Source organism: Stenotrophomonas sp. SPM, assembly GCF_003105135.1.
In the GTDB taxonomy this organism is placed as follows: Bacteria; Pseudomonadota; Gammaproteobacteria; order Xanthomonadales; family Xanthomonadaceae; genus Stenotrophomonas.
In genome coordinates this window covers 1-10554 of the sequence record NZ_QETL01000122.1, presented here as the reverse complement: position 1 = coordinate 10554, position 10554 = coordinate 1, and the positions used below count along the sequence as shown (strand labels likewise).

10 protein-coding genes are annotated in these 10554 nt (G+C 68.4%); 6 read left to right on the top strand and 4 right to left on the bottom strand.

What is annotated here, in order from left to right; translation table 11 throughout:
* Positions 1 to 302: 302 nt before the first annotated feature.
* The gene (gene fabV / locus DCO49_RS17785; RefSeq protein WP_116865127.1) at positions 303 to 1562 is read left to right on the top strand and encodes an enoyl-ACP reductase FabV; all 1260 of its coding nucleotides are present in this window, start codon (positions 303 to 305) and stop codon (positions 1560 to 1562) included.
* Between the two features lie 126 nt (positions 1563 to 1688).
* Here fabV and DCO49_RS17780 read toward each other — a convergent pair whose 3' ends face one another.
* The 3 genes from DCO49_RS17780 to DCO49_RS17770 form a co-directional block, all read right to left on the bottom strand.
* Positions 1689 to 3758, bottom strand: coding sequence for an EAL domain-containing protein (locus DCO49_RS17780; RefSeq protein WP_116865128.1), 2070 nt, complete (start codon positions 3756 to 3758; stop codon positions 1689 to 1691).
* 91 nt (positions 3759 to 3849) lie between these two features.
* Positions 3850 to 5034 (bottom strand): NAD(P)/FAD-dependent oxidoreductase, encoded by a 1185-nt coding sequence (locus DCO49_RS17775; protein ID WP_116865126.1) that lies wholly within the window; start codon positions 5032 to 5034, stop codon positions 3850 to 3852.
* The gene (locus DCO49_RS17770) at positions 5031 to 5579 is read right to left on the bottom strand and encodes a YaeQ family protein (protein WP_116865125.1); all 549 of its coding nucleotides are present in this window, start codon (positions 5577 to 5579) and stop codon (positions 5031 to 5033) included. Before DCO49_RS17770 ends, DCO49_RS17775 begins: the two co-directional genes overlap by 4 nt.
* A gap of 124 nt (positions 5580 to 5703) precedes the next feature.
* On the opposite strand from DCO49_RS17770, the gene DCO49_RS17765 reads away from it, so the two are divergent.
* Both DCO49_RS17765 and DCO49_RS17760 read left to right on the top strand, forming a co-directional pair.
* Positions 5704 to 6066 (top strand): hypothetical protein, encoded by a 363-nt coding sequence (locus DCO49_RS17765; protein WP_116865124.1) that lies wholly within the window; start codon positions 5704 to 5706, stop codon positions 6064 to 6066.
* Complete coding sequence (locus DCO49_RS17760) at positions 6063 to 6938, top strand: pseudouridine synthase (RefSeq protein WP_116865123.1); 876 nt, start codon at positions 6063 to 6065, stop codon at positions 6936 to 6938. The genes DCO49_RS17765 and DCO49_RS17760 overlap by 4 nt, the downstream gene beginning before the upstream one ends.
* 17 nt (positions 6939 to 6955) lie before the next feature.
* Here DCO49_RS17760 and DCO49_RS17755 read toward each other — a convergent pair whose 3' ends face one another.
* The gene (locus DCO49_RS17755; protein ID WP_116865122.1) at positions 6956 to 7441 is read right to left on the bottom strand and encodes a YaiI/YqxD family protein; all 486 of its coding nucleotides are present in this window, start codon (positions 7439 to 7441) and stop codon (positions 6956 to 6958) included.
* 302 nt (positions 7442 to 7743) lie between these two features.
* Between DCO49_RS17755 and DCO49_RS17750 the strand changes: the two genes are divergently transcribed.
* The 3 genes from DCO49_RS17750 (at position 7744) to DCO49_RS17740 (ending at position 10360) form a co-directional block, all read left to right on the top strand.
* Positions 7744 to 7953, top strand: coding sequence for a cold-shock protein (locus DCO49_RS17750; RefSeq protein WP_004153307.1), 210 nt, complete (start codon positions 7744 to 7746; stop codon positions 7951 to 7953).
* Positions 7954 to 8073: 120 nt separating this feature from the next.
* Positions 8074 to 8763: a glutathione S-transferase gene (locus DCO49_RS17745; RefSeq protein WP_116865121.1), complete on the top strand. Its 690-nt coding sequence runs from the start codon at positions 8074 to 8076 to the stop codon at positions 8761 to 8763.
* A 31-nt stretch (positions 8764 to 8794) separates the two neighbouring features.
* Entirely contained in the window at positions 8795 to 10360 is a 1566-nt protein-coding gene (locus DCO49_RS17740; protein WP_116865120.1) for a YdiU family protein, read from the top strand.
* Positions 10361 to 10554 lie beyond the last annotated feature (194 nt).

Genomic DNA, 10554 nt, shown 5'->3' with positions numbered 1-10554 from the left:
GGTGGCAGGGGTGTGAGCCGCATGGATGCGGCGACCAAGCCCCCATGGACGGGTTCACGGCGCCCCCTGCCACCGGACCCACCCCGCCATCCCTCAGGAAACCGGCTTTGGCTGTTGCCTCGGCTCTGGCCGTTGCTTCGGCGGGTGCAGGGCGCAGCCCTGCAGAACAAACCCCACCCTACGCCAGCGTCGGTTGTGCATTCTTCCCCCGCGCACTACGATCCTGCGGTTCGCGCGCGCCTGCGCGCGCCCGTATTCCTGCTGAGCGCCCCGTGCGCCGCATCTGCCAACCCGAGGTATCCATGGTCATCAAACCGCGCGTCCGCGGCTTCATCTGCGTCACCCCCCACCCGACCGGCTGCGAGGCCGCGGTCAAGCAGCAGATCGACTACATCCGAGCCCGCCCGCCTATCCAGAACGGTCCCAAGCGCGTGCTGGTCATCGGTGCCTCCACCGGCTACGGCCTGGCCGCGCGCATCACTGCCGCCTTCGGCAGCGGCGCCGCGACCCTCGGCATCTTCTTCGAGCGCCCGGGCAGCGAAACCAAGCCGGGCACCGCGGGCTGGTACAACTCCGCCGCGTTCCACAAGTACGCCGACGAAGCCGGCCTGTACGCCAAGAGCATCAACGGCGATGCCTTCTCCGATGAAGTAAAGGCCAAGACCATCGAGATGATCAAGGCCGACCTCGGCCAGGTCGACCAGGTCGTCTACAGCCTGGCCGCGCCGCGCCGCAAGCACCCCAAGACCGGCGAGATCATCAGCTCGACGCTGAAGCCGATCGGCGAGCCGATCGTCCTGCGCGGCCTGGATACCGACAAGGAAGTGCTGACCGAGACCCACCTGCAGCCGGCCACGGCCGAGGAGATCGCCGGCACCGTCGCGGTGATGGGCGGCGAAGACTGGCAGATGTGGATCGATGCGCTGTCCGAGGCCGGCGTACTGGCCAACGGCTGCACCACCACCGCCTTCACCTACGTGGGCGAAGAGATCACCCAGGCGATCTACTGGAACGGTTCGATCGGCGCGGCCAAGAAGGACCTCGACGACAAGGTGCTGGGCCTGCGCGCATCGCTGGCGAAGATCGGCGGCGACGCGCGCGTGTCGGTGCTGAAGGCGGTGGTCACCCAGGCCAGCTCGGCCATCCCGACCATGCCGCTGTACCTGTCGCTGCTGTTCAAGGTGATGAAGGCGCAGGGCACCCACGAGGGCTGCATCGAGCAGCTCGACGTGCTGTACGACATCCTCTACGGCGGCAAGGCTGACGGCGTGGCCGTCGACCGCCTGCGCCACGACCTGGTCGATGGGCAGGGCCGTACCGTCGCCCTGGTGGACGAGGAAGGTCGCCTGCGCGCCGACTACAAGGAAATGGCCCCGGAAGTGCAGGGCAGGGTGCTGGAGCTGTGGCCGCAGGTGACCAACGAGAACCTGTACGAGATCAGCGACCTGGCCGGCTACAAGGCCGATTTCCTGCGCCTGTTCGGGTTCGGCGTGGAAGGCGTCGATTACGAAGCCGACGTCAACCCGGACGTGAAGATCGCCAACCTGGTCGATCTGACCTGACGCGATAGACGGTAGCGCCGGGCCATGCCCGGCGGATGCCGTGGATGCCGCTGCGCTCGCCGGGTATGACCCGGCGCTACCTGTGCGGTCGGTGGTAGTGCCGGCCGCTGGCCGGCATCAGCGGGTTCAGCCGAAATCGAAGTTCATCGACGGCAGTGCCGGGCCGACGAAATCGCCCTGCACGTAGTCGACGCCCGCGCTGAACAGCAGGGTCATCGAGTTGGCATCGCTGACGAACTCGGCCATGGTGCGGATGCCGGCTTCCTGCGCACGCGCGGTGATCTGGCTGATGCGGTCGATGTTCTCGCGGGTCGCCGCCAGGTCACTGGTGAAGCCGCGATCCAGCTTGAGGAACTGCGGCTCGAAGTGGGCCAGCAGCTGGAACGAATCCAGCCCGGAACCAAACTGCTCCAGGCCGATCCGGCAGCCCAGCGGGGCGACGTCGGCGAGGAACTGCTGGGCGGCACGCAGGTGGGTGAACACCTTCGCCTCCGGCGCATGCAGCCACAGGCGCTCGCCCGGCACGCCCTGTGCCTGCAGCTGCTGGCGCAGCGTGGCGATCATCTTCGGGTCGTCGAACGACTCGGGGGTGACCTTGACCAGGATCTGGGTGTCATGGCCGGCGCGCGCACGTGCGCCCAGCACGCTGATCGCCTGCGAGACGACCCAGCGGTTGATGTCGCCGAGCACGCCGTGCTCCTCGGCGATGCCGAGGAAGGCGGTCGGGCTGAGCAGCTCGCCGTTGTGCTCCAGCCGCAGGTAGGCCTCGTACAGTTCCAGCGGCTCGCCCTGCAGGTTCAGCACCGGCTGGTAGTGCAGCTGGAAACCGTCGCCGGCCAGGGCCTCGCGGATGCGCGCGACCCAGCGCTGCACGCGCTCTTCCTCGATGCGGTCGACCGCGGCCGGGTCGAAGATACGCGTGGTATTGCCGAGGGCGGCAGCAGCCTGCGCACATTCGCTGGCACGCGCCAGCACCTGGCCGATGCTGGCGATCTTTTCGCCCACCTGGACGCCGCCAAGGCTGACGGTGACCGTGGCCGATCGCGCGCCGATGGTGAACACGTGTGCGGCAAAGGCTTCGCGGATGCGATCGGCCATGGCCAGCGTCTGTGCGTAGGGGCCGGACTGCAGCACCGCGAAGCTGTGTTCGCCGAAGCGCGCCATCTGCGCGTCATCGCCCACCACGTCAGCCAGCAGCGCGGCCATCGCGCCGATCAGGGCGTCGGCCGAGTCCAGTCCGATATCAGGGATGAGGCGCGCGTAGTGGTCCGGTTCGACAAGCAGCAGGCCGAACTGGCCCTCGCTGCGGCCGGCCTGGGCCACCGCATCTTCCACCTGCAGCATGAAGGTGGGGCGATTGAGCAGGCCGGTGACCTGGTCGCGCTGGCGCAGGTCCTCGACCTCGCGGGCCAGCTCGGTGTCCAGTTCCAGGCGGCGGCGGAACACCACCTGCAGGCAGGACTCGCCTTCGTAAGTGGCGGCGGTGAATTCCATGGTGGCCGGGAAGGCGCTGCCATCCTGGTGGCGCGCGTCCAGCTGGTACTGCGGCGGCGGCGCCTCGCCACGGCTGAGCGACTTCAGCAATTGTTTGAAGCTGTCCACGTGCTGGGCGGCGACCATGTCCAGCAGCGAGATGCCTTCGATATCGTCGAAGTCCTCATAGCCGAACATGTCCAGATAGGCATCGTTGGCACGGATGTGCATGCCTTCGTGGACATAGGCAATGGGGTCGCGCGAAGAAGCGATCAGGGCATCGCAGCGGCGCTCGGTCTCGCGCATCTGCGCCTCGATGCGGCGCAGGCCACGGCGCGCCTGCAGGTCGACCCACTGGTCGCGCACCACCGCCAGCAGGTGGTCGTTGCGCTGGCGCAGGGCGAGGGCACGGACGCCGTTGCTGCTGGCCTGGACCAGTTCGTCCTCGTCGATGCGATCGGCCAGCAGGACCAGCGGGATGTCCTTGCCGCTGGCGGCGATGTGCTGGGCCACCAGTGGCAGCGGGATGCCCTGCGACGGGGAGGCCAGCACCAGGTCGATGGCCTGGCTGGCCAGCACCTGCGACAGCTCGGCCGCATCCTGCGGCCGCCACGGGCGCACGGCGATGCCGCTGTTGCGCAGGGTGCTGACGATGGCTTCGGCGTTCTCGCCGCTGTCATCGACGATCAGCAGCCTGATGGTGATGTCGTTCGCGTTCTGCATGCACTGCTCCCCAATCTGCAAATCTAGATACACGATGCGCGCCAGTCCGTCCATGCGCGCGCCCCGTGCAGCACTGGAACGGCGATGCGGTTCACACCACGCTGCCCGCGGCATGGCCGCTGGCCCAGGCCCACTGGAAGTTGTAGCCGCCCAGCCAGCCGGTCACGTCGAGCACTTCGCCGACGAAATGCAGGCCGGGCACGCGCTTGGATTCCATCGTGGCCGACGACACCTCGGCGGTGTCCACGCCGCCCAAGGTGACCTCGGCGGTGCGGTAGCCCTCGGTGCCGCTGGCCACCAGCGGGAAGGCGCCCAGCAGCTGCCCGGCCTGGCGCAGCACCGGTTCGTCCAGCTGCCGCACCGGGCGGTCCGGCAGCCAGTGTTCGCACAGGCGCTGGGCCAGGCGCTTGGGCAGAACCTCGGCCAGCACCGTGCGCAGTTCGGCCGCCGGGCGGTCGCGCTTCATCTGCCGCAGCCACTCGGTCGCGTCCTGGCCCGGCAGCAGGTCCAGCTCCAGTGCATCGCCGGGTTGCCAGAACGAGGAGATCTGCAGGATGGCCGGCCCGCTGACGCCCCGATGGGTCAGCAGCATGAAGTTCTGGAAGCTCTTGCCGTTGCAGCGCGCCTCGACCGGCAGGGCGACGCCGCTGAGGTCGGCCAGTCGCTCCTGGTGGGTGCCACTGAGGGTCAGCGGCACCAGTCCGGCGCGGGTGGGCAGCACCTGGTGGCCGAACTGGCGGGCCAGCTCATAACCGAAGCCGGTGGCGCCCATGCTCGGGATGGACAGGCCGCCGGTGGCCACCACCAGCGAGGCGCAATGGAACAGTCCCTGGCTCGTGTGCACGCGGAAGCCATCGCTGCCGTGCTCGATGCGCTGCACGCTGCAGTCGGTGCGGATCTGCACACCCGCGGCCAGGCACTCGTCCACCAGCATCTTCACGATCTGCTTGGACGAGATGTCGCAGAACAGCTGCCCCAGCTCCTTCTCGTGATGGGCAATGCCGTGCTTGTCCACCATCTCGATGAAGTGCCACGGCGAATAGCGCGCCAACGCCGATTTGCAGAAATGCGGGTTGGCGGAGACGAAGTTGGCCGGGGTGGTGCCGGTGTTGGTGAAGTTGCAGCGGCCACCACCGGACATCAGGATCTTCTTGCCGACCTTGTTGGCATGGTCGATCACCTGCACGTGGCGGCCGCGCTGGCCGGCGGTGATCGCGGTCATCAGGCCAGCCGCGCCGGCGCCGATGACCAGCACGTCGCGGCGGATCGTGCTCATGCCTTGGCGCGCTTGCGCCAGTTCGGAATGATGTCGAGCTGCATCTGGTCGTTGATGATCTGCACTTCGCCATCCTGGATCAGCACGCTGAACCGCATGGCGCGCTGGATCTGCTGGCCCCACTGTTCGACGAAGGCGCCGTCGAGGTCGACCACCGACAGGTTGTCGAAGCGGGCCAGGGCCTTGCCCTGCTTGTTCCACCAGATCTCGGAGGCATTGCCGCCGTAGTTCACCACCTGCACCTGCCGGCTGCGGTTGCAGGCCTTGCGGATGCGCGATTCATCGGGGTGGCCCAGGTCGATCCACTGCAGGATGTCGCCGGTGTAGTCGTGGTTCCACAGGTCCGGCTCGTCGTCGGTGCTCAGGCCGCGGCCGAACTCCAGGCGGTCGTCGGCGTTGAGGGCGAAGGCGAGCAGGCGCACCATCAGGCGTTCGTCGGTCTCCGACGGGTGCTGGGCCAGGGTCAGGTTGTGGGTCGCGTAGTAGCCGCGATCCATGTCGCTGATCTGCAGCTCGGCCTTGCGGATGGTGGCGGTGAGGGCCATGGGGAATCCGTGCACTAAAGACGACCATGATAGAGGTTTGCCCGAAGGGTGTCCGTGGTCGGGGTGTCTGCCGGACGTCAACGGTGGCACTCTGGCGGCGCTTTCCCGCCCGCAACGACCGCGCATGACCCGTTCCCGCATCCGCCGCCTGCGTATTGCCGATGCCGACTTCGTCTGCAGCGTGCGCGCGTCCGCAGCCGGCGTGGTGCCTGCCAGCGTGGTGTTTGCCGCCTACGCGCCCGGCCGCCGGCTGCGCATGCGCTTCAGCAGCGCGCCGGCACAGGGGCGGCCGGCCGGCGACGCCGGGTTGGACCATGGCAGCCTGCGCACGGCTGACGGGCGCTGGATCAACCTGCATCTGCCTGCGGTGATGCAGGCGCTGGTGCTGGCGGCGCTGGCTGATGGCAGCGGCGACGGCAGGGAGCGGGATGGCTGGCGGGTGCTGGATGCGGCCGCGTTGCCGTCGCCTGGGGCGGTCGCGCCATGATCCTGCCCAGCCGCCTGCAGCTGCCGCCGGGGGACTGGCCGTGCCTGCTCGACGGGCTGTGCGCGCGTTTCCCGCGGATCGACCGTGCGCAGTGGCTGGACCGGTTCCAGCGCGGCCGCGTGCAGGACGCGCAGGGCAGGGCACTCGCGGCGGACCAGCGCTGGCAGGTCGGGCTGGAGATCCTGTATTTCCGCGAGGTCAGCGCTGAGCCGTCCATTCCGTTCAGCGAGCGCATCCTGTACCAGGACGCGGACCTGCTGGTGGCCGACAAACCGCATTACCTGCCGGTCACCCCGGCCGGCGGCTACGTGCGCGAAACCCTGTTGGCGCGGCTGGTGGCGCACACCGGCAACGCCGGCCTGGTGCCGCTGCACCGCCTGGACCGGCTCACGGCCGGGCTGGTGCTGTTCTCGCAGCGGCCGGATTCGCGCGATGCCTACCAGCGCCTGTTCCGCGAGCGGCGCATCGACAAAACCTACGAGGCGCTGGCGCCGGCCTTGCCGGACGTGCAGTTCCCCTTGCAGCGACGGAGCCGGATCGTGGCCGGCGAACCGTTCTTCCGCATGGCCGAAGTGCCGGGCGAGGCGAACGCGCGCACCGAGGTGGAGGTGATGGCTGCCGACGGGGCGATCTGGCATTACCGGCTGCGGCCGGAAACCGGGAGGAAGCACCAGCTGCGCGTGCACATGGCGGCGCTGGGCGCGCCGATCCTTGGTGACGATCTCTATCCGCAGCTGTTTCCGGCCGTGGACCGGCTGCAGGCGCCTCCGTTGCAGCTGCTGGCGCGGGCCCTGGCGTTCCAGGACCCGCTGAGCGGGGAGCGGCGGGCGTTCAGCAGCGAGCGCATGTTGCAGGTGCCGGAAAGGCGCTGATCAGCGCGGTTGGAGCCTCACGGCTTCACGCGGGCCAGCCAGCGGTCCAGCTCGGCGGCGAACAGCTGGCGGTCGCGCTGGCCCAACGGCGGCGGGCCGCCGGTCTGGACGCCTGCGCCGCGCAGTTCTTCCATGAAATTGCGCATCGACAGGCGCTCGGCCATGTTGTTGGCGGTGTACAGCTGGCCGCGCGGGTTCAGGGCGACGGCCTTCTTTTCCAGCACCAACGCGGCCAGCGGGATGTCCTGGGTGACCACCAGGTCGCCGACGGCCACCCGTTCGACGATGGCGCTGTCGGCCACGTCCAGGCCCTGTGGCACCTGGATCGAGCGCAGCCAGCGCGAGGGTGGGGTGCGGATCCACTGGTTGGCGACCATGGTCAGCTCCAGGCCGACCCGCTCGGCGGCGCGGAACAGGATGTCGCGGATGACGCCGGGGCAGGCGTCTGCATCGACCCAGATCCTCGGTCTTCCGTGTTCAGCTTGGGTTTCAGCTTCAGTCATCTACCCAGTGTAGGGTAGGAAAATCCTGAATGGGGACTCGGGTTTAGCCTCGATCCGGTGCCAAGCCTTGCCACGCCTGGCGGGGCAGGCGACGCGAATGAATGTCAGGGCTATCGCTTTTTCCCCAAAAGACGCGTATCGTTCGACCCACTGTGTTTGCTAGGGTCACCGTGAATCGTGGCCTGGTGCAGTTGATCTCACGATCCGCTCATCGATCCGCTTTACCAACGCCTGCAACTCAGTCTCGGCCCCGATTCCCGGTGGCTGCGATTTTTTCAACATGTGTTTCAGGAGTTAGTCAAATGTCTGATCGTCAGACCGGCACCGTCAAGTGGTTCAACGACGCCAAGGGCTTCGGCTTCATCACCCCGGAAAGCGGCCCGGACCTGTTCGTGCACTTCCGTGCCATCCAGGGCACCGGCTTCAAGACCCTGCAGGAAGGCCAGAAGGTTACCTTCATCGCCGTTCAGGGCCAGAAGGGTATGCAGGCTGACCAGGTGCAGGCGGTCTAATCCGTCTGCTACCGTTTGGTAGCCAGAAACGCCGGAAGCGAAAGCTTCCGGCGTTTTTTTATGCGCGCAACGCACACACCGGCGCGCGGTACGATGCGCGCTCCCCCTAGGAGCCCGCCCATGCGCATCGTCCACCACCTGGAAAATTCCCGTTCGCTGCGCGTGCTGTGGATGCTGGAAGAGCTGGGGCTGGATTACGAGCTGCGCCGCTACCCGCGTGACCCGAAGACGCTGCTGGCGCCGCCGGGGCTGCGCGAGGTGCATCCGCTGGGCAAATCGCCGGTGCTGCAGGAGGGGGATCTGGTGCTGGCCGAGTCCGGGGCCATCCTCGACTACCTGGCCGACCGCTACGACACCGATCGCCAGCTGTCGCCCGCGCCGATGCCGGCCGAGGCTGCCGAGCGCATCGACTACCGCTACTGGCTGCATTACGCCGAAGGCTCGGCGATGCCGCCGTTGCTGCTGACCCTGGTGATCGGCCGCATCCGCAGTGCGCCGATGCCGTTCTTTGCCCGCCCGATCGCCCGCAGCATTGCCGACAAGGCCGAGCGCAGCTTCATCGGCCCGCAGCGGCGCCTGCACCTGGAGTGGATGGAGCGGCGCCTGGAAGAAAGCCCGTGGTTCGCGGGCGACCGTTTCACCGCCGCCGACATCCAGATGAGCTTCCCGATCCAGGCCGCCGCAGCCCGCGGTGGCGGACTGGACGACAAGCCGGCGCTGCGCGGCTTCCTCGCGCGCATCGGCGAGCGCCCGGCGTACCAGCGCGCCGAGGCCAAGGGCGGCGCCCTGCAGGCCCTGCGCGGCGATTGAGGCGCGGCCCCGTCGCCCCCATCCTGTGCGGATGGATACCAACGCTCCCCGTTTCGACAACCGCCTGCTGACCGCCCTGCCGGGCGACCCCGAGAGCGGCCCGCGCCGCCGCGAAGTGCGCGGTGCCGCATGGTCATCGGTGATGCCGACGCCGGTCGCCGCGCCGACCCTGCTGGCCTGGTCGCCGGAGGTTGCCGCGCTGCTCGGCTTCGAGGCGGCCGACGTGCAGGACGATGACTTCGCCGAGGTATTCGGCGGCAACGCGTTGTACGCCGGCATGCAGCCGTGGGCGGCCAACTACGGCGGCCACCAGTTCGGCCACTGGGCGGGCCAGCTGGGCGATGGCCGCGCGATCTCGCTGGGTGAACTGGTGGCCGCCGATGGCCGGCACTGGGAGCTGCAGCTGAAGGGCGCCGGGCCGACCCCGTACTCGCGCGGCGCGGATGGTCGCGCCGTACTGCGCTCGTCCATCCGTGAGTTCCTGTGCAGCGAAGCGATGCATCACCTGGGCGTGCCGACCACGCGCGCCCTGTCGCTGGTCGGTACCGGCGAAGACGTGGTGCGCGACATGTTCTACGACGGCCACCCGCGCGCCGAACCGGGCGCCATCGTCTGCCGCGTGGCGCCATCGTTCATCCGCTTCGGTACGTTCGAACTGCCGGCCTCGCGTGGCGAGACCGCGCTGCTGAAGCAGCTGGCCGATGCCTGCATTGCCCGCGATTTTCCCGAGCTGCAGGGCGAGGGCGAGGCGCTGTATGGCGACTGGTTCGCGCAGATCGCGGTGCGCACCGCCGAGCTGATGGCGCACTGGATGCGCGTCGGTTTCGTGCACGGGGTGATGAACACCGACAACCTGTCCGTGCTGGGCCTGACCATCGACTACGGCCCGTATGGCTGGGTGGAGGATTACGATCCGGACTGGACGCCCAACACCACCGACGCCCAGGGCCGCCGTTACCGCTTCGGCACCCAGCCACAGGTGGCGTACTGGAACCTCAACCGGCTGGCGCAGGCGCTGTCGCCGCTGTTCGCCGACGTGCAGCCGTTGCAGGCGGGGCTGGCCGCGTTCCAGTCCACGTTCGTAGCCTGCACCCGCCGCGATGCCGCGGCCAAACTGGGCCTGGCGGCCGCCGATGACGAAGACCTGCAGCTCTACCTGCGCTGGCAGCAGCTGCTGCAGGAAGGCGGGATGGACATGACCCTGGCCTGGCGCGCTCTGATGCGCGTGGATGCGGCGGCGCCGGATGTCGGGGTGCTGGATGCGGTGTACTACCACGACGCGCGCCGGCAGGCGGTGCGGGCGCCGCTGCAGCAGTGGCTGCAGGAGTACGCGGCGCGGTTGCGTGCCGATCCGCTGACGGCGGAGGCACGGCTGGCGAAGATGGCGGCGGCCAATCCGTTGTACGTGCTGCGCAACTGGCTGGCGCAGGAAGCGATCGACCGGGCGGAGCAGGGCGACCTGGGGGGCGTGCATGCGCTGCAGGACGTGTTGCGTGATCCGTACACGGAGCGGCCGGGGCTGGAGCACTATGCCGGCAAGCGGCCGGCGTGGGCGGATCACCGTGCCGGGTGCTCGATGCTTTCTTGCAGTTCGTAGGGGTGTTTTGCAGGGCTTGCAGCCCTGCACCTGCCGAGGCAACGTCAACGTCAAAAGCCAGAGCGGCATTCCGCGGGATGGCGGGGCACTGTGGGTTTGCGGGGACGGCGCAAGTACGTCCATGTAGCCTTGGTCGCCGCATCCATGCGGCTCACACCCCGCAAACCCACAGTGCCCAGCCTTCGACAGGTTCA

Coding starts and splice junctions, on each gene's coding strand:
- fabV (WP_116865127.1), top strand. CDS start 303: ATGGTCATCAAACCGCGCGTCCGCGGCTTCATCTGCGTCACCCCCCAC.
- DCO49_RS17780 (WP_116865128.1), bottom strand. CDS start 3,758: ATGCAGAACGCGAACGACATCACCATCAGGCTGCTGATCGTCGATGAC.
- DCO49_RS17775 (WP_116865126.1), bottom strand. CDS start 5,034: ATGAGCACGATCCGCCGCGACGTGCTGGTCATCGGCGCCGGCGCGGCT.
- DCO49_RS17770 (WP_116865125.1), bottom strand. CDS start 5,579: ATGGCCCTCACCGCCACCATCCGCAAGGCCGAGCTGCAGATCAGCGAC.
- DCO49_RS17765 (WP_116865124.1), top strand. CDS start 5,704: ATGACCCGTTCCCGCATCCGCCGCCTGCGTATTGCCGATGCCGACTTC.
- DCO49_RS17760 (WP_116865123.1), top strand. CDS start 6,063: ATGATCCTGCCCAGCCGCCTGCAGCTGCCGCCGGGGGACTGGCCGTGC.
- DCO49_RS17755 (WP_116865122.1), bottom strand. CDS start 7,441: ATGACTGAAGCTGAAACCCAAGCTGAACACGGAAGACCGAGGATCTGG.
- DCO49_RS17750 (WP_004153307.1), top strand. CDS start 7,744: ATGTCTGATCGTCAGACCGGCACCGTCAAGTGGTTCAACGACGCCAAG.
- DCO49_RS17745 (WP_116865121.1), top strand. CDS start 8,074: ATGCGCATCGTCCACCACCTGGAAAATTCCCGTTCGCTGCGCGTGCTG.
- DCO49_RS17740 (WP_116865120.1), top strand. CDS start 8,795: ATGGATACCAACGCTCCCCGTTTCGACAACCGCCTGCTGACCGCCCTG.